Origin of the sequence: Exiguobacterium sp. S22-S28 (assembly GCF_043359615.1) — a bacterium.
Lineage (GTDB): Bacteria > Bacillota > Bacilli > Exiguobacteriales > Exiguobacteriaceae > Exiguobacterium_A.
On sequence record NZ_JBHFFC010000030.1, the window covers coordinates 227,076 to 246,642 of the forward strand.

General features: G+C 46.3%; 17 protein-coding genes. 5 read left to right on the forward strand and 12 right to left on the reverse strand.

The genetic code is table 11. The features are described from left to right. Positions 1–91 precede the first annotated feature (91 nt). From rlmD to ACHA8N_RS14075, 9 genes are all read right to left on the reverse strand, one after another. The gene (rlmD, locus tag ACHA8N_RS14035; RefSeq protein WP_147510394.1) at positions 92–1,462 is read right to left on the reverse strand and encodes a 23S rRNA (uracil(1939)-C(5))-methyltransferase RlmD; all 1,371 of its coding nucleotides are present in this window, start codon (positions 1,460–1,462) and stop codon (positions 92–94) included. 29 nt (positions 1,463–1,491) lie between these two features. Continuing rightward, on the reverse strand, positions 1,492–2,460 hold the full coding sequence (locus tag ACHA8N_RS14040; RefSeq protein ID WP_147510393.1) for a diacylglycerol kinase: 969 nt from the start codon (positions 2,458–2,460) through the stop codon (positions 1,492–1,494). A 147-nt stretch (positions 2,461–2,607) separates the two neighbouring features. After that, on the reverse strand, positions 2,608–4,041 hold the full coding sequence (gatB, locus tag ACHA8N_RS14045) for an Asp-tRNA(Asn)/Glu-tRNA(Gln) amidotransferase subunit GatB (protein WP_393966074.1): 1,434 nt from the start codon (positions 4,039–4,041) through the stop codon (positions 2,608–2,610). Between the two features lie 13 nt (positions 4,042–4,054). Next, positions 4,055–5,497, reverse strand: a complete 1,443-nt coding sequence (gatA, locus tag ACHA8N_RS14050) for an Asp-tRNA(Asn)/Glu-tRNA(Gln) amidotransferase subunit GatA (RefSeq protein WP_147510392.1) — start codon at positions 5,495–5,497, stop codon at positions 4,055–4,057. Positions 5,498–5,513: 16 nt separating this feature from the next. After that, positions 5,514–5,804: an Asp-tRNA(Asn)/Glu-tRNA(Gln) amidotransferase subunit GatC gene (gene gatC, locus ACHA8N_RS14055; protein ID WP_026827487.1), complete on the reverse strand. Its 291-nt coding sequence runs from the start codon at positions 5,802–5,804 to the stop codon at positions 5,514–5,516. A 201-nt stretch (positions 5,805–6,005) separates the two neighbouring features. Continuing rightward, positions 6,006–7,223, reverse strand: coding sequence for an Nramp family divalent metal transporter (locus ACHA8N_RS14060; RefSeq protein WP_393966075.1), 1,218 nt, complete (start codon positions 7,221–7,223; stop codon positions 6,006–6,008). 154 nt (positions 7,224–7,377) lie between these two features. Continuing rightward, a complete protein-coding gene (putP, locus tag ACHA8N_RS14065; protein WP_393966076.1) occupies positions 7,378–8,889 on the reverse strand; it encodes a sodium/proline symporter PutP in 1,512 nt (503 codons plus the stop codon). Between the two features lie 79 nt (positions 8,890–8,968). Continuing rightward, a complete protein-coding gene (gene pruA, locus ACHA8N_RS14070) occupies positions 8,969–10,513 on the reverse strand; it encodes an L-glutamate gamma-semialdehyde dehydrogenase (RefSeq protein ID WP_147510389.1) in 1,545 nt (514 codons plus the stop codon). Between the two features lie 129 nt (positions 10,514–10,642). Further along, the gene (locus ACHA8N_RS14075; RefSeq protein ID WP_147510388.1) at positions 10,643–10,927 is read right to left on the reverse strand and encodes a HesB/YadR/YfhF family protein; all 285 of its coding nucleotides are present in this window, start codon (positions 10,925–10,927) and stop codon (positions 10,643–10,645) included. Between the two features lie 112 nt (positions 10,928–11,039). Between ACHA8N_RS14075 and ACHA8N_RS14080 the strand changes: the two genes are divergently transcribed. The 4 genes from ACHA8N_RS14080 (at position 11,040) to ACHA8N_RS14095 (ending at position 15,234) form a co-directional block, all read left to right on the forward strand. Further along, positions 11,040–11,882, forward strand: coding sequence for a hypothetical protein (locus ACHA8N_RS14080; protein ID WP_393966077.1), 843 nt, complete (start codon positions 11,040–11,042; stop codon positions 11,880–11,882). 12 nt (positions 11,883–11,894) lie between these two features. After that, positions 11,895–12,344: a thioredoxin-dependent thiol peroxidase gene (bcp, locus tag ACHA8N_RS14085; protein ID WP_393966078.1), complete on the forward strand. Its 450-nt coding sequence runs from the start codon at positions 11,895–11,897 to the stop codon at positions 12,342–12,344. Positions 12,345–12,669: 325 nt separating this feature from the next. Next, positions 12,670–14,319 (forward strand): peptide ABC transporter substrate-binding protein, encoded by a 1,650-nt coding sequence (locus ACHA8N_RS14090; RefSeq protein ID WP_147510385.1) that lies wholly within the window; start codon positions 12,670–12,672, stop codon positions 14,317–14,319. 270 nt (positions 14,320–14,589) lie between these two features. Further along, on the forward strand, positions 14,590–15,234 hold the full coding sequence (locus ACHA8N_RS14095) for a homing endonuclease associated repeat-containing protein (RefSeq protein ID WP_147510384.1): 645 nt from the start codon (positions 14,590–14,592) through the stop codon (positions 15,232–15,234). A 147-nt stretch (positions 15,235–15,381) separates the two neighbouring features. Here the strand turns inward: ACHA8N_RS14095 and ACHA8N_RS14100 are convergent, their stop codons facing one another. After that, entirely contained in the window at positions 15,382–17,079 is a 1,698-nt protein-coding gene (locus ACHA8N_RS14100; RefSeq protein WP_393966079.1) for a GGDEF domain-containing protein, read from the reverse strand. Positions 17,080–17,208: 129 nt separating this feature from the next. Here ACHA8N_RS14100 and ACHA8N_RS14105 point away from each other — a divergent pair, with 129 nt between their 5' ends. Further along, entirely contained in the window at positions 17,209–17,817 is a 609-nt protein-coding gene (locus tag ACHA8N_RS14105) for a YktB family protein (protein WP_393966080.1), read from the forward strand. Positions 17,818–17,848: 31 nt separating this feature from the next. Here ACHA8N_RS14105 and ACHA8N_RS14110 read toward each other — a convergent pair whose 3' ends face one another. After that, positions 17,849–18,358, reverse strand: a complete 510-nt coding sequence (locus tag ACHA8N_RS14110) for a hypothetical protein (protein ID WP_393966081.1) — start codon at positions 18,356–18,358, stop codon at positions 17,849–17,851. A 132-nt stretch (positions 18,359–18,490) separates the two neighbouring features. Continuing rightward, positions 18,491–19,564, reverse strand: a complete 1,074-nt coding sequence (locus ACHA8N_RS14115; protein ID WP_393966082.1) for an ABC transporter substrate-binding protein — start codon at positions 19,562–19,564, stop codon at positions 18,491–18,493. Positions 19,565–19,567: the final 3 nt, after the last annotated feature.

Consider the following 19,567-nt stretch of genomic DNA (forward strand, 5'->3'; position numbering starts at 1 on the left):
CACTTGCACAAGCCGGCATGAAAAAAAGACGCTGCGACTCTCGATGATGTTTCGAGAGTCGCAGCGTCTTTTGTCATGTTACAATCTATTCTTATGCCTCATTCGTTTCACGTACGAAGAGTGCAACACTTTCGACGTGTGTCGTATGCGGGAACATATCGACAGGTGTCACTTCCATCAGCTTGTAACCAAGTTCAGCAAGCAACTTCGCGTCACGCGCTTGTGTGGATGCATTACAAGAGACGTAAACGATCCGTTGTGGCGCGACTTCAGCCGCAGCACGAAGGAATTCTTCGTCACACCCTTTACGTGGCGGGTCGACGACGATCACGTCCGGCTTGATGCCGCCTTTAACGAGCGCCGGCATGACCGTTTCTGCTGTTCCGTATTCAAACGACACGTTGTCGATGCCGTTCGCTTTCGCATTTCGGCGTGCATCGTCAATCGCTTGTGGGACCATCTCGATGCCGTAAACGTGTTTCGCCTGTTGGGCCAGTGATAACGAAATCGAACCGATTCCGCAGTAGGCATCAACGACGATTTCATTGCCTGTCAATTGTGCGTACTCGAGTGCTTTTCCGTACAGTTTTTCCGTCTGTAACGGATTAACCTGGAAGAACGAGTGTGGTGAAATTTCATACGTCAATCCGGCGATTTGGTCGCGGATGACAGCTGGTCCGTGTAAGACGATGTTTCGTTTTCCTAAGATGACGTTCGTCTCATCCGGGTTGATGTTGTGCTGGATCGATGTGACGTTCGGGACGGCTTTTAAGATGCCTTCGACGATTTTATCGACACCACGCAATTGTTTGACTTTCGTCACGAGGACGATCATCAATTCGTTTGTATGATAACCGTGACGCGCCATGATGTGACGGATGACACCGCTGTTTTTCTTTTCGTCATACGCCGGAACTTTCAGGTCAGCCAATACTTTGCGAACCGCTTGAATCGCTTCATCATTTTCTTTGTTTTGGATCAGACAGTAATCCATATCGATGATCCGGTGACTGCGTTTTTGATAAAAACCAGCCATTAATTTGTTTGATTGGAACGCGACCGGAACTTGTGCCTTGTTGCGGTATCCCCATGGATCTTCCATACCCATCGTTTCGTGGACCGGAATCTCAAGACCAGCTAGACGGGCGAAGGCGTCACGGACACGGTTATGTTTGAATTTTAGTTCCGCTTCATAAGAGAGATGCTGCAGTTGGCATCCGCCACACTGGTTGTAGACCGGGCAAGGTGGTTCAACACGATCGACACTCTTCGTTTTTTGACGAATGATTCGTCCGAAACCGTATGATTTCGTTGTTTTCGTGATTTTTACTTTGACTTGTTCCGTCGGTAATGCACCGGGAATAAAGACCGTGTAGCCGTCAATCCGCGCGACTCCTGAACCGTCGTGTGTCAAATCAACAATCTCGACGACATGCTCGTCATTTTTTTGTACTGGAATCATGTTATTTTCCTCCTAGAAAATCCCGCACCTTATGCAAGATTTGTTTCCTGTTCTTCTGCTTGTAGCTGTAAATTGATCGTTTCCATCTCATCAATCCGGAACTTCGGCGTCATGACGTCAAAATGCGATTGAAGATTCGTCATCTCCCCTTCACAAATCCCGCCAAATTCACCATCGATGTTCAAGCTCATCTCGGATGTATTTCGCATCCGGACGAAAGACGTCGTCACGTGTTCAATGCAAGGGTCCGAAAAGTGATCCCCTTTTAACGCCAACCGCATGACACGGATTAACTCGACGAGATTACACTTTTTCAAAATGAATAAATCAAAACGTCCATCATTGAGGGAAGCATTCGGCGAAAGTTTCTCAAAACCGCCTACCGAGTTCGTATTTGAGGTCAAGAACAGCATGACTTCTCCTTTAAAGATTCCCCGTTCATGCTCAAGTTCTACATACGTCGGACGGATTTGCGGAAGTTTTTCCATTCCTTTGACGTAATACGCCAACTGTCCAAGCGCAGTCTTGAGTTTAGACGGAACTTCATAGGACAATTCTGTCATGATGCCGCCACCTGCGATGTTGATAAAATAGTGGGTACCTGTCGTCCCTTCAATCTTACCGATGTCGACGGGCATCGTATATCCCGTACAGATGACATCCATTGCCCCTTCGATCGTCAAAGGAATCCGCATCGCCCGACCAAAATCGTTAGTCGTTCCGACCGGTAAGACGCCCAGTTTGGGACGAACCGGATACGATGCCATCCCGCTGATTACCTCGTTTAACGTTCCATCTCCACCTGCAGCAACGACAAGGTCAAATTCGGCTTCACAGGCCCGTGCTGCTTCATATGTCGCGTCACCGACCGCTTTCGTCGAATAGACGGAAGTCTCATAACCCGCTGCTTCCAGCCGGTCCAAGATATACGGCAGATTTCGCTTTACCATCTCTTTCCCGGAAGTCGGGTTATAAATCACTCGCGCTCTAGGTCTCATAAGATTTTCTCCTTTTTTACTCAACCGATCCATTTGATACATAACTGTTTTATTTTACATGAAGTCCCGGCACATTACAAAGGCAAAAAAAGAAGCACCGGTATCTTCCTCTTGATTCAAGGAAGGACACCAGTGCTTCAACAGAGCTTATTTTAATTTTTCGAGTTCTTCGTAGAACAGTTGATCCAGTAATGCCGGATTCGCCATTCCTTTTGTTTTTTTCATGATTTGACCGATGACGAAGCCTTTTTTCCGGTCGCGTCCGTTGACGAGTTCTTCGACGACAGCCGGATTCGCTTCAAACATCTCGACGACAAGTCCGCGAAGCAGTCCTTCATCCGAAATTTGAGCCAGCCCTTGTTCTTCGACGTAAGCACGTGGCTCGACGCCTTGTTCGATGACTGCCGTGAAGACTTGTTTCGCGATTTTTGATGAAATCGTGCCGCCGGCGATCAATTCGATCATTTCCGCAAGACGGATTGGTGTCAACTTGATCGTGTCAAACGTTTCCGTCGATTTGTTCAAGTGACCTTGGACTTCACCAACCGTCCAGTTGGCTGCTGCTTTTGGTTCCGCCCCCGCTGCAATCGTCGCTTCGAAGTATTCCGCCATCTCACGTGTGACCGTCAGTTGTTTCGCGTCATACGCCGATAGACCAAGCGCTTCCTGATACCGGATACGGCGGGCATCCGGTAATTCCGGGATACCGGCACGAATCGCTTCTTTCCAGTCGTGATCAAGGACCAACTTAACGAGATCCGGTTCCGGGAAATAGCGGTAATCAGACGCGCCTTCTTTGACCCGCATCAAGACCGTTTGTTTTTTCGCTTCGTCAAAACGAAGTGTCTCCTGGCGCATGACACCGCCGGATAACAACAGCTTACGGTGGCGGTCTTCTTCAAACTCAAGACCTTTTAAGACGTTTCCGAACGAGTTTAAGTTCTTCAGCTCGGTTTTTGTTCCGAATTTCTCTTGTCCGTAGGGACGGACGGAGATGTTACAGTCGCACCGTAACGATCCCTCTTCCATCTTAACGTCCGAGACGCCGGCATACTGCAACACTTCTTTGAGACGTTCGAGATACGCGACCGCTTCTTTTGGTGAGCGCATGTCTGCTTCACTGACGATCTCGATCAACGGTGCGCCGGTCCGGTTGAAGTCGACGACCGAATGGTTGGCACCGGTGTGGTTCATCTTCCCGGCATCTTCTTCGAGGTGGACGCGTTCGATCCGGAAACGTTTTGTTTCGCCGTCCACTTCAGCATCGATGTAGCCGTCAAAACCGATTGGCTGATCAAACTGCGAAATTTGATAGGCTTTTGGCGTATCCGGATAAAAATAGTTTTTCCGGTCGAATTTCGTTTGATCGGCAACGTGACAGTTCAACGCCATGGCGGCACGAACGGCGAGTTCGACCGCTTTTTCATTGATTTTCGGCAGAACGCCGGGATGTCCGAGACAGATCGGGCATGTCTTCGTGTTCGTTTCTGCCCCGTATTCCCGGGCACACCCGCAAAACATCTTCGTATTCGTATTTAATTCGGCATGGACCTCAATACCGATGACTGTTTCAAAGTTCATAAGGCATTCTCCTTTATAACTTCGGAAGCGCGAATCCACCGGTCGCAAGCTCAAATGCATGCGCCGCACGATAAATCGTCGCCTCGTCAAAGTGTTTTCCGATGATTTGCAAACCGACCGGTAATCCGTCGACGAGACCAGCTGGAACCGAAATCGCCGGTACCCCTGCCAAGTTGATCGGAATCGTCAGGATATCGTTGGCATACATCGTGACCGGATCGTCGTTCTGTGCCCCGAGTTCGAAGGCTGGTGTCGGAGCGGTTGGTCCGATAATGACATCGTATTTTGCAAGGACTTGGTCAAAATCTTGTTTGATCAACGTCCGGGCTTGTTGTGCTTTTTTATAGTACGCATCATAGTAACCTGAGCTGAGAGCATATGTGCCGAGCATGATCCGGCGTTTGACTTCGTCACCGAAACCTTGGGCCCGTGAATACTTGAAGACGTCTTCGAGTGCATCAGCTTCCGCGCGGACACCATAACGGATTCCGTCGAAACGTGCCAAGTTCGATGACGCTTCTGAAGAAGCGAGCAAATAATACGTCGCAAGTGCATATTTCGAGTTCGGAAGTGAGACTTCATCAACCGTCGCACCAAGCGACTCAAGTTTCTTGATTGCCGTCCGGATGTTGTCCTTGACGCCTTCACTGATTCCTTCACCGAAGTATTCTTTCGGAACGGCAATCTTCAAGCCTTTGATATCACCTGTTAACGCTTGTGTGTAATCAGTCGGATTGACGTTGGCTGACGTCGAATCCATGTCACAATGTCCGGCAATTGCGCTCAACAAGTAGGCATTGTCTTCGACCGTCCGTGTCAATGGACCAATTTGGTCAAGTGATGAGGCGAAGGCAACGAGACCGTAACGCGAAACAAGACCGTATGTCGGTTTTAAACCGACGACACCACAGTAAGCAGCCGGCTGACGGATCGAACCACCCGTATCAGAACCAAGGCTGAACAAGACTTCTCCGGCTGCGACAGCTGCCGCTGAGCCGCCTGACGAGCCGCCTGGCACGTGTTTCGTGTTCCACGGGTTGCGAACCGGTTTATAGGCCGAGTTTTCGTTGGATGATCCCATCGCAAACTCATCCATGTTCAACTTCCCGATTGTAACGGCGCCTGCTTCATGCAACCGTTCGACGACCGTCGCATCATGTGCCGGTACAAAGTTTTCAAGGAACTTCGAACCACATGTCGTCGTCATTCCTTTCGTGACGATATTGTCTTTAACACCAATCGGTAAACCGAATAATGGATTTGCCTCATGTTTTGCAAGTTCGTCCATTCGTTTTGCTTGTTCGAAAGCCTCTTCATTCAGAGACAGAAAGGCTCCGATTTTTTCGTCAACGCGGTCAATCCGGTCAAACGATTCCTGGACAAGTTCGGATACTTTGACTTCCCCATCTTTAACGAGTGTGTGTAAGTTCTTTACACCATGTTCAAAAAGTGACATATCGGTGGTCTCCTCCTTATTCGAATACTGCCGGGACGCGGACTTGTCCGTCTTCCCAATCAGGTGAGAGTCGTTCTACTTCCGTGCGCGGAAGCGACGGACGTACTTCATCTTTACGCAAGACGTTTTTAAGATCGAGGACGTGTGTCGTCGGTTCGACTCCTGTCGTATCGAGCTCATTTAATTGTTCAGCAAACCCAAGAATCTTCTCGAGTTGAACGGTAAATTGTTGAACCTCTTCATCTGTTACGGCGAGACGTGCTAAATGCGCCACATGGCGGACTTGTTCTTCATTAATCTTTGCCATCTGATTCCACCTCCGGAACTTTTTCAATATATTTTACACTATTTCTAATCATAGCACTTTTTGTCCAGACAAAAAAGACGATGGTGCATCGGGGGGAGGTCCGCACCATCGTCCTTATAGGGGTAGCAAAGCTTCCGGGCAGAAAGCTTCTAGTTATGAATTACCCAAGCTGTCGACAAGCAAAACAAGAAATCTGATTATTCAAAATAAAAGGTCGCTCAGCAAGTAAAGATTAAAGACGATGACGATACTGACGATTGTCCAGGCAACACCTTTTGTCAGCGCCCGATTTTTATAGTTCCCCATGATCCGTTCACTTGATGTCGCACGAATCAACGGAATCAACGCAAACGGAATACCAAACGATAACGCGACTTGACTCCAGATTAAGGCACGTGTCGGATCAAATCCGGATAACAGCAGGATAATGGCCGGTAACATCGTGATACTGCGTCTGAGGAAGATCGGAATCTCCATCTTCAAGAAACCGCGCATGATCGCATCACCAGACATCGTCCCGACACTTGACGAGGCAAGTCCGGAAATCAACAGGGCTCCGCCGAACAGATAAGGTGCTGCCCCCCCGAGTGACGTTCCAAGTCCATGAAAAATACTTTCGAGTGTCTCGGCCTGTTGGCTCGTACCGTAAAAAACGGTTGCCGCAATGACGAGCATGGCTCCGTTGACCGCCCCCGCAATCAACATTGCCGCCCAAATATCCAGTTTCTGAATCTGCAACAAACCTTTTTTATCAGCAATCGTTCCCATCCGTCGTTTCGTTAAATCGGAATGAAGATAAATCGCGTGCGGCATGACGGTCGCCCCTAACATCCCTGCTGCAAGAACAATGCTCGTTGTCCCGGAAAATCCGGGAATCAGTCCGCCGGCGACATCCCGCAGAACCGGTTTGACTTCGATGACTTGGATCGCAAACGCGAGTGCGATGACGAGCACCAATGCCCCGATAACGGCTTCAAAATGCCGTAACCCTTTCCGTTCAAACCCAAGGATGATGAACGAGGCGAGTGCCGTCAGCAACGCTGCGATTTTCAAATCGATTCCGAATAACAAATTAAAGCCGAGTGCGGCACCGACAAACTCCGCCAAGTCTGTCGCCATCGCGACGAGTTCGGCCTGTGCCCAGTAAAAGACGCGCATGACCGGTGACAATTCATCCCGAATCACTTCGGCAAGACTCATATTGCTGATCAGCCCCAGTTTCGCTGACAGCGTCTGAATCATCACTGCCATTAAGTTGGCCCCGACAATCACCCACAACAGCAAAAAGCCGTATTGCGCCCCTGCTGTCATGTTCGTCGCGAAATTCCCCGGATCGAGATAAGCAACGGCTGCGACGAAAGCCGGTCCAATATACTGTCTTTTTTTCAACCGTTCCACTGGAACGACAGGTTGACTCATCATTTGCCTCACCTCTCTTTAGTTGTTAGTATACGCTTTTTTTGCACTTGGGCAACATATATGTTTTATGTAAAGATATGTTCAGTCAGTTAGTTTCTTCTATAGAAGAAAAAAATGCCCGGTACACCAGGCACCGGACATTTCCGAGAGGCTATTAAACGACTTTGCGTTGTTGCTCCGCTCCTTTGAGTTGAGACCGCACTTCATCAAATTCATCATAGATTGCTTGACTCGGAGCCTTCGTCAACAAACTCCCTGCGACAAGCGCAATCGTGGAGGCCAGAAACGCTGGAATCATTTCATACAGATCAGCGATGTACGATGGCAGACCACTGACGTTTTGGACCATCAAGATCCAACCGATGACAACTACCGATCCTGTAATCATCGAAGCAAGTGCTCCAGTTTTGTTCATCCGGCGCCATAACAGACTGAATAACACGACCGGTCCAAAGGCCGCTCCAAATCCGGCCCATGCGTATCCGACAAGTGTCAAAATCGATTTCTGCGCTCCGAATGACAAAAGGATCGCGAGAAGCGCCACAACGAGTACCATGATTCGACCCATGACCATCAACTCTTTATCCGATGCGTGTCGTTTAAAGAAACGTTGGTAAAAATCATTCGTTGCCGCACTTGACGAGACGAGCAGTTGCGTCGAAATCGTCGACATGATAGCAGCGAGCAATGCTGCTAGTAATAATCCCGTGATGAACCCTGGGAATAAATCACGTGACAGTTGAATGAAGACGTTCTCTGGATTTTCAAGCGTTCCGCCTTGTTGCGTGAAATAAGCGTATCCGAATAATCCTGTTACCATTGCGCCGACAATCGAGAACGTCATCCAAATCATCCCGACCCGGCGAGCCGCTTTCATCTCATGCAGATTTCGAATCGCCATAAAACGGACGATGATGTGCGGTTGACCAAAGTAACCAAGACCCCAAGCGAGCAGGGATACGATTCCAATCACAGTCGTTCCTTTGAACAGTTCGAGTTTCGAACCGTCCGTTGAACGGATTGTCTCAAGCGTCTCATTGATACCACCGCTAAGCGCTAAGGTAACGCCAGGAACAATCAGTAACGCGATGACCATGATCATCCCTTGAACGACATCCGTCCAACTGACTGCGAGGAATCCTCCGAGAAAGACATAAGCAATGACGACACCTGCCAAAATCCATAAGCCGGTTGTATACTCGAGCCCGAAGACCGATTCAAACAAACGACCCCCGGCGACAAAACCGCTTGATGCGTACATTATAAAGAATATTAAGATAACTCCAGCTGAAACTGTACGCAGGACTCCACTTTTGTCATGGAACCGTTTTTCAAAATAATCCGGAATCGTGATTGCATCTCCCGCGTGCGCCGTATATGCACGTAAACGCGGTGCGACGAGCAGCCAGTTGGCATAAGCACCAGCCAGTAAACCAATGACAATCCACCCACTGGACAGACCAGTTGCAAACATCGCGCCCGGCAATCCCATCAACAACCAACCACTCATATCACTTGCTCCGGCCGAGAGCGCAGTGACGACGGGACCAATCGTACGACCTCCCAGCATATAATCATTCATGTTTTTCGTCCGATAATACGCGATGATACCAAGCGCGACCATCAGGCCGAGATACAACAAAATCGCAAACCACATTCCATTCATCCTTGCTCCCCCTTTTCTATGGTGTAAAAAGAAAACGGGTATGCAGGTTGCATACCCGTTTCATCTATTAAACATCATTTTAGAACATTTCAGAAGTAGTTTTTGCTTGAAGGTGTAAAGTCAAGTAATCCGGTCCGCCCGCTTTTGAATCCGTTCCTGACATGTTGAATCCGCCAAACGGTTGGTATCCAACGATTGCGCCTGTGCAACCACGGTTGAAGTACAAGTTACCGACGTGGAAGTTCGCACGCGCGTATTCTTGGTTCGTACGATCTTGAGTGATGACAGCACCTGTCAAACCGTACTCCGTGTTGTTGGCGATATCGATCGCTTCTTTGAAGTCTTTTGCTTTCGTGAAGGCAACGACTGGTCCGAAGATTTCTTCTTGCATCAGACGGTCAGTTGGTTGCACGTCAGCAACGATTGTCGGCGATACGAAGTATCCTGTAGAATCATCCGCCGTACCACCCGCTGCGATCCGGCCTTCTTGTTTTGCGACATCGAAGTACGATGTGATTTTCTTGAAAGCTGCTGCATCGATGACAGGTCCAACGTTGTTCGTCACGTCGACCGGGTTCCCGATACTGAGTTTGTTCGTGTTCTCGACGACTTTCGCGAGCAATTCGTCGTAAACCGAATCGAGTGCGACGACACGTGAACATGCTGAACATTTTTGACCGGAGAAGCCAAATGCAGCTTTCGTGATCATGTCTGCTGCATAATCGAGGTCTGCTGACTCATCGATGACCATCGTGTCTTTTCCGCCCATTTCCGCGATGACACGTTTGAGCCAGATTTGACCGTCGTTCAATTTCGAAGCACGTTCGTTGATGCGGAGTCCGACATCACGTGAACCCGTGAAGCTGATGAAACGTGTTTTCGGATGATCCACGAGGTAATCTCCGACTTCTGCGCCTGGTCCCGGAATGAAGTTCAAGACGCCAGCTGGAAGACCTGCCTGTTCCATGACTTCAACGAATTTCGCAGCGACAACCGGTGTCGTCGATGCTGGTTTCAAGAGGATGGGGTTACCTGCCACGATCGCAGCAACCGCTGTTCCTGCCATGATGGCAAGCGGGAAGTTCCATGGTGAGATGATGACACCGACACCGAGTGGAATGTAGTCGTACCGGTTGTATTCACCCGGACGGCTCTCGACTTTTTTACCTTCTTTCAAGACAAGCATCTGACGCGCATAGTACTCCAGGAAATCAATCGCTTCTGCTGTATCTGCATCCGCTTCGTTCCATGGTTTGCCCGCTTCTTTGACGAGATAAGCCGAGAATTCATGTTTCCGTTTCCGGATGATGTTCGCCGCTTTGAATAAGACGTCCGCACGAACACTCGGATTGACGAATTTCCACGTCTCAAATGCTTTGACTGCTGCCTGCATCGCATCTTCAGCGTGTGCTTGTGTCGCTTTCGAAACGCGTCCGACGATTTCTTCTTTGTTTGCCGGATTGACAGAAACGATTTTGTCCTCTGTCGTCACACGTTCTCCCCCGATGACGAGTGGATAATCTTTCCCAAGCTCTTTCGATACAAGAGTTAACGCCTCTTCGAACGCTTTCTTGTTTGCTTCCTGTGAGAAGTCCGTGAATGGTTCGTGTTTGTACGGAATCATCTCTATTCCCCCTTTTATACTTGCTTTTAATCGCTTACATTCTCCATTGTACAGAAGCATGTCGCCGCTTACAATTATTCTAGACAAAAAAATGAAGAAGACCACTTCGGTCCTCTTCATCCTCTGTTTTTACTTCGCTTGGGAAAAGACGATTTCCTCATTTTGGACAGATACTTCAACGTCCTGCCCTTGAAACAGCCAGTCGTCCTGATCGGAAACGACGAAATGAATCCCGTCGACGACTTCCTCGACCGCCGCCCGGTCAACGGCTTCCATGTGGACTCCGACTGAGAATCCTTGTGTCAGATCAGTTGATCCGCCGTATTTGGCGAAAAAGCGGATCGTATCACCTTCTTTTGCTTCCATCTCTTCTTTGAAGTATTGTAATGCCTCGTCTGTTACGTGAATTTTCATCTTGAACCACTCTCCTTTACGTTAGTGTACCTATTCCCTACTCAAAAAAGCGAATTTCCTGTATGGTGAAGACATAGATGCTTGATGTTGTTCATATAGGAGGAATTGAAACATGAAACGATTATTGACGGTACTCGCGTCAACGAGTATCATCCTCGTCGGATGTGGAAACGATTCTGCTCCGTCTACTGATACTGAATCCCCGAAGTCAACGGAAACGAAACAATCGAAGCAGGCGGACCAAGATGTTCTGAAGGTGTACAAGACCTATCAGCAGACCGTTGGACAATCCGGAACAGCGGATGCGAAGGACCTCGCTGAAATCGAATACTCAGGCGATGAGAAATTGTTGCGTCCTGCCATGCTGGGTGCTAAAAATTTAAACATCCAGCCGGGGAAGGTCATTAAAAGTTTTCAAGAAGGTGATGTCGCTTACGTCATCCATGAATTTAACGGCAAGGACGGCTCTCCCCTCCCGAATCGGGCGTCAAAACTGTTCTTGAAACAGAACGGCGAATGGAAGATTGTCATTGTTCCGACGACATTTGAACCGAAAGTCTTCACGACACTTGCTTCGTTGTTTGATTCCTTTAATGCCGATGAATACGGCGTCAATGCCAAAGCAGCGGAAGCAGTCGGGAATACGAAGGAAGACGAGCAAGATGAGGTCTTCACGCGGGTCAATGCCCAAACGGACTACATGGCGCTTGAGATGAACAGTAACATCTTGATGATTTACGGTCCTGCTCTTGGGAATAAGGGCAATCCGGAGACGCTCGTCGACTATTATAAAGATTATGCCGACTGGTATCGGGAGGAACAGGCTCTGCTGACGAAAACAGCTGAGGCTGGTACGGATTATAAAAAATATTTGATTGCCCTTGATCCTTTAAAAGAAAGTTTACAGAAGAAACTTGAAAAATACGCCGATCAGTTAAATATGGAACTCGGTTGAGGAGGACTACACATGAGTACGCTTGATTTTACACTGCCCAATGCGCAGGGAGAGATGATTTCACTAAGTGATTTCCGTGGGAAAAAAGTGGTCGTCTACTTTTACCCGAAAGACTCGACACCGGGTTGTACGACGGAAGCCTGTGACTTCCGGGATGCAACAGAAGCCTTTGCAGCAAAAAATACTGTAATCCTCGGCATTTCGGCCGACAGTCAAAAACGGCACCAGAATTTTATTTCAAAATATGAACTACCCTTCGAATTATTATCCGATGTTGACCATACCGTTTGTGAACAGTATGGCGTGTGGCAACTGAAAAAGAATTATGGTAAGGAATATTATGGAATCGTTCGTTCTACTTTTTTAATCAATGAATCCGGTGAATTGATGCATGAGTGGCGTTCCGTTAAAGTCAAAGACCACGTCGCAGAAGCCCTTTCCTTCCTCGACTCGATCGATTAATCAAACAAAGACACGCCGCTAACGCAGCGTGTCTTTGTTTGATTATCAGGTTGACCTCCCAGTATTATCCTCTCCTAAAAAAATATTTTTACAAAAAAAACGTTGATAACACACAAAAATTTAATGATTTTGAAATAATCTGAAAATAAGCTATTGATTTTTCTGAATATTGTATTTATTATTGGTAACAAGTTGATCCGGTGCTTTCCTTCAACAAATAAAAGGCGATGACCCCTCTTATTTTTTATAGGACACCGGATCGCTATTCTAATCGGTACTCATTTTTTTATCATATATATTCATTCTTGGGAGGGAACTTATTATTATGAAAAAGAAAAAAACACTTGCACTCGTTGGTGCTCTAGCTATCGCCGGATCAAGTCTTGCTGCTTGTTCTTCTACAGATGATTCAAAAGATACTTCAGGTTCGAAAGACACGAAAAAGGCGTCGGACAAACAGGTCCTCAACCTGACGAGTGGTTCAGACATCCCGGCACTCAGCCCGACTGTCGCAACGGACTCCGTTTCGTTCACCGTATTAAACAACGTGCAGGAAGGTCTGTTCCGTCTTGACGAAAAACAAGAGCCGACACCAGGTGTTGCGGAGAGTGTAGACGTCTCTGAAGATGGTCTTACATACACATTCAAATTACGTGATTCAAAATGGTCGGACGGCAGCGACGTCACGGCAAAAGACTTCGAATATGCGTGGAAACGCGTTCTTGATCCGAAAAGCGGATCACAATATGCGTACATCATGTATATCATCGATGGAGCGGAAGGATATAACACAGGAAAAGGAAAAGCGGATGATGTCGGCGTCAAAGCAGTTGACGACAAAACACTTGAAGTCAAATTGACACAACCTGCCGAGTATTTCAAAGCATTGACAGGCTTTGGTTCATTCATGCCGCTTAAACAAGAATTCGTCGAAGAAAAAGGAAAAGACTTTGCGACAAACCCGGAAAACTTCCTCTACAACGGACCGTTCCAACTCACGGACTGGAAAACGGAAGTCGGCTGGAGCTACAAGAAAAACGATCAGTACTGGGATGCCGACACGGTTAAACTCGAAGAAGTGAACTACAAGGTCGTCAAAGAAGTCTCGACTTCAGTCAACCTCTATGAAAAAGGCGACATCGACACAGTCGGTCTGACAAGTGAGTTCGTCGATCAATACAAAGACAGTGATGAGTTCGACACACGTCTTGATGCTTCGATGTACTACATCCAAATGAACTTCAAAAATGAATTGCTCAAAAACAAAGACATCCGAAAAGCAATCGATTCTGGTTACGACAAAGAGCAGATGGCAGCAGTCCTTTTGAACAACGGATCAATCCCTGCGTACTACTATGTACCTAAAGAATTCGCAAAAGGTCCGGACGGAAAAGACTTCCGTGACGGCAACGAAGGATTCGGCTCATTCGACGCTTCATCAGCAAAAGCTTCGTTCGAGAAAGGTCTGAAAGACGTCGGCAAGAAAACAGTCAAACTTGAACTGCTCTCGTATGATGACGACAACTCGAAGAAAATCTCCGAGTTCCTCAAAGGCGAGTGGGAGAAAAACCTACCGGGTCTCGAAGTCACAATCAAGCAGCAACCGTTCAAAAACAAATTGGACCTCGAGTCTAAAGGTCAGTTTGAGCTTTCATTCGCCGGCTGGGGACCTGACTACCAGGATCCGATGACTTTCCTCGACATGTGGATGACGGATGGACCTTACAACCGTGGTAAGTACTCAAGCGACAAGTACGATTCACTCATCAAATCGGCGATGAAAGAAACAGATGCCGCAAAACGTTGGCAGTCACTGAAAGATGCGGAGAAAGTCTTGCTTGAAGACGATCAAGCGATCTCTGTCATGTATCAACGTGGTGCTTCTCTCCTACGTAAACCTTACGTTAAAGGAATCGTTAACCACAAAGTCGGTGCAGATACATCATTCAAATGGACATACATCGAAGGTAAATAAGCAGGACTTCAGACCAGACCGCCAAGTGCGCGTCTGGTCTTTTTTTCCATATGAGACAAATGTACTGTTTTTTGGTAGATCATTAAAAATTGGTAACATTCTGTTTTCATTTGAATTACTTTTATTTATACTTAGCTGAAGATAAATTTCTACTTTATTTACAATATTTCACGTTAAATACTCATAATTAATGGAAATGTGCCGATATATTCTATACAGAGGACTTTTGCCTCAAACTATCATGAATGGACTAGGAAGGAGGACTCACTCTTGAAACAACGTGTACTCACGAGTCAGCAACTATGGACAGAAGAACAGCTTGAAATGATTCAAGCCATCCAAGCATTAGGCGAGCTGATTCAAGATCGTCCCCGTCGGACGATTTACCGTCGTTATGCCATCGAACACGGTTGGCCCCAACCGGAGACGATTATTCGTCAATTCGGTTCTTGGCCGGAAGCTCTCTCTGCAGCCGGATACGAATGGCATATTGACCAACAGCCGGAAGAATTGGAGCGTGCTCCAAAATATACAAAAGACGAAATTTTAAAGTCGTTCCACCGGTATGCCCAAGATGTCGGTTCGACGATTACATTAAAGAAATATCAAATCTGGCGTAAATCGGTTCATCATGCTCCGAGTCATTATCATATCGTGAAGATGTTCGGATCTTGGCACGATGCCTGTACGGCTGCTGGATTAGAAGCAAGTGTCACCTATTCCAAAGCAGAACTCGCAGCTTCACTTCGTCAAGCGATTGAAGAAGTCGGCTTCTCTCTCTCATTCGAAGCTTACCGGGAATGGGCAAAACGTAACAACAAACCTTCGACAAAAGCCTTATTACATCGTTACGGCTCTTGGTCGGCAGCCATCCATGCGATCGAAAGTGAAATTCGTCTAAGTAAACAAGCGTAATCATCGAGAACTTATTTTTTATTTTAAAATATAGGAATATTTAGAAAGCCTCGATTCTTCTCGAATGAGGCTTTTTTTTACGTTTTCAAAACGTCCTTTCTCTCCAACTAAAAAAGAACCGTCGATTGTCTCGACAGTTCTTCCGACTTAAACCACCCGTTCTTTCCATTCCTTATAGGAGGCGACACGATCCCGCCCTTGGAACTTCGCGCCGATATACATCGCACGGTCCGCGTTACGGATCAGGCTTGCTAGATCACCCAGCTCATTTAATGTGTCGATTCCGATACTGGCTGTAATGCGCAGCGTCGCCTGTTCCACTTGAATCGGGTTTGCATGTAACGTTTCACGAATACGCTCTGCGACGATTTGCGCCGCCTCGAGATCCGTATTCGGCAGTAAGACAACAAATTCTTCTCCTCCATACCGTGCGACGAGATCGGTGATCCGTGTTGCCTGCATCAATAATTTGGCGACTTCAAACAAGACGACATCCCCGACTTCGTGTCCATACGTATCATTAATCTGTTTAAAATGATCCAAATCAATCATCAGCGCCGAGAAAGGATACAAATCACGTTGGCGGATCCTGCGATCCCCCCACTCTTGCAGGGCACGATAGTTCGGCAGTTTGGTCATTGCGTCGGTCCGGCTGTCTGTAAGCAGGCGTTCACGTTCCTGTGCCCGTTCGACTGCCCATGAGAGAACACGAAGTGCCCGGTAGAGCTCATAGCCAAAATCTTTTGTGAATTCACCGCTTGCTTCCGAAGCTAAGAATAACGAACAGTTAATTTTTTCTGTCGCTTCCGGTCGGATGAACAAAATGGACTGCGTCTCTTCCGGCACACAATCATATAAACGGATATCCCACTCCTGTTGCATTCCATACAATAACACTTCTTCTTTTTCTTCAATGATTTCTTCGATGATAATTCCTTGAACATGATCGGCTTTTAATTTCCGTCCATCTTTCAGCGAATAGTAGACCGTATGGTCGTCACCGTAATCAAATTTGATCCAGGCAATATCAGGACGCACAAAATGATTCAATTGCCGGAGATACCGCTCGATGATGAACTGAGCATCCCCGTCTTTCCAGGCAGCTTCTTTCAGACGTTCGATTTGTTCCCAGTGCTCAATTCGATCGGTTGCTTGTACGGAACTTCCAAGTGAACGTTTGATGATGAAGAGCGCAAACGCTGTCATGACTAGACCGCTGTTTCCGTTATTTTGGACCATCAACGTACTGAAGATTCCAAATAATAATTCTGCCGCAATGACGACTGCTTCAAACCGTAACAAGGGAAGCATGACACTGTTTGGAATATTTTCACCCAACAGAAAATTCGATAATTTATATTGGAAAAGCAAGACCGCCCACAGAATGAAGACCATTACGAGAAGCGGTCCAATATTTTCAAACAAGGTGAACGATGGACCATGCGTTCCACCCAACGCATTGTAAGCAAGCCCCGCTGGTAAAATCAATAGTAATTCGAGCGTCACGTTGAACGGATAATTATGTAACATGCGTCTTCGACCAATTGCCGTATGAACACTCCGTAACTGGTAAATCAACATCGTTACTTGTCCGACACACACAGCAGAAAGTAATCCATACGTTAAAAAAGTAAAAAGAACAAATCCAAAATGGAATGTAAAACTCATATGCCGTCTCCGAACTGGATCAATCACAAAAATCGTGGCGAGCGCTACTACAAGCGCAAAGGTAAAGAACTCGATGCTAATCATGTAATCTTTTGATTTCGCCAGTAAATCGATTACAATGACGACAACGAAAAATACAATCCAGCTCCGAAGGAGATATTGTTGAAAACGACGCACGTTGACTTCCCCTTCCCAAAACACTTTTGTATATATATGGAAAACACAATTTAATTATCATTCATTTGAGCACTGAGGTCTATTTTTAACGCTTTGATTTGTTACACTAGTGATTGAGGTGATGAATCAATGAATACACAATTTACACAAGAAGCATTCGATACGTTTCAAATTGATGGACTGGAAAAACGGATGGAAGCCATTCGCAAACGGATTCAACCGGTATTTTCTCAAATCGGACTCGAAGTATCTCCGGATTTAACTGTTCATGCAGAAGAGGATATGTACGTCCACATTGCACAACATGCACGTCGTAAAGTAAATCCACCGAACGACACTTGGATGGCCTTTTCGCCGAATAAGCGCGGCTACAAAAAGCATCCCCATTTTCAAGTCGGCTTGTTTGACGACCATCTGTTCATCTGGCTTGCCTATATTTACGAACTCCCGAATAAACCGCAGTACGCGGCAAAGCTGTTGCATCAACAAGAACTGTTACATGCGCTACCATCTGACTTCGTCATTTCTTATGATCATATGAAGAAAGAAGCAGCACCCATTGAACAATCAAGTCTTGAACGTGGATTGATCCGGTTCCGTGATGTTAAAAAAGCTGAATTTTTAGTCGGTCGCCATGTCTCTGCTGATCAAGTCATTACGATGTCGCACGACGATTTAGTAAAATTGATTCGAAATACCTACGAACAACTCGTACCGATCTATAAAAAGGTTCAATAAAAAGGATGGCCAAAAGGTCATCCTTTGTTCATTAGTTATATTTTACTAGAATTGACATGACTTGTGTACGGTCAGAATTTAAATTTAGATAAATGTTGACCTCTTTTGCAGAAACAGTCGCCAAATTGAAAGTTTTATCGAATTTTACAGTTGGATATGCTTTTTTTACTTCTTGAACAGAAATCGTCCGCTTGATATTTTTGGGATTATAGACGACGGCAGATACTTTTGCTTTACGATCCGGGACGCCGAATGTCGAACAGTAATGGACAGCTTGATTCGGTACGGTCAATCCTTTGCCACTTTGACACCATGTTGAATTTTTTTCCCCTTTGTACGCTTTATGTACTTGCGCCAATGTGGTTTGCTCTAGTTTTACTTTACCATCGATGGATTTGGCTGTCACTGCACTTGTCTTGACTTGTTTTAACCAGTCAACGTCTGTCGGTGTAGCCGCCTCTACAGATGTGTTATATGAAGGACCTGAGACCAAGCTCATCGTCAGTGCAGCAGTTAAAATAAGTCCAAAAATTTGTTTCATGGTATGTTCCCCCTTGAAATACTTTGATAAGTATCTCATTCCCCTATTTTAAAAATAATATTCACTTTACATATATTTCTTTAAAAAATAGTTCAAAAAAAGTTGTTACCCGCCTGGGCAACAACTTTTCTGTTATTTCTTATGCATTTTGAACTCTAAAAACAGCTCATTATAATGTGCGAGCATTTCCTTACCTAAATTTTCATATACTTCGAGTGTGTCTGTCACCTGTTTGTCCGGATAAAATCGCTTATCTTCCCGCACATCACGATCCAGTAACTTCAATGCCGCTTCGTTCGGCGTGGAATATCCGACATAGTCTGCATTTTTGGCAGCATTTTTCGGGTCTAACATAAAGTTGATGAACTCATGTGCGCCGTCAACATTTTTAGCTGTTTTTGGAATGACGACGTTATCGAACCAAACGTTTGATCCTTCCTTTGGAATCACGTAGTTCAAGTTTTCATTTTCACTCATGATTTCATTCGCATCACCGGACCAGACGACGCCAAGACCGGCTTCTTCGTTTGCTAGCAACAATTTGATTTCATCGCCGACAATCGCCTTGATGTTCGGTGTCAGCTTCATCAAATTGGCTTTCGCCGCCTGCAATTTCGGTTCATCCGTTTCGTTTAGCGAATAACCGAGACTGTTCAGGCTCATCCCCATCACTTCACGTGCCCCGTCGGCAAGTAGAATCTGATTCTTCAGTGATGGATCCCAAAGATCCTTCCAACTCGTCGGCTTTTTGTCACCAATCAATTTTTGATTGTAGACGATTCCGACGGTGCCCCAAAAGTAAGGAATCGAGTAACGGTTACCCGGATCAAACGATAGATTCAAAAAGCGCGAATCGATATTCTTCAGATTCGGTACTTTTGCCTGATCAATCGGCAACACGAGATCTTCCTCGATCATTTTCGCAATCGCGTAATCGGACGGGACAGCGATATCGTATGTCGTTCCCCCCTGCTCGATTTTAGTCAACATCGCTTCATTTGAATCAAACGTCTGATAGACGACTTTGATGCCGGATTCCTTCTCGAACTGATCAATCAGTTCCGGATCAATGTAATCGCCCCAGTTATAGATATTCAAGACATTTTTTCCCGAGTACCCTTGTGTTTCATTTAACCGGTTCAAAGAAAATAAGATGACACCGGATATGAGGAAGATCGCTGCAAATAACTGAATGAGTTTTTTCATCGC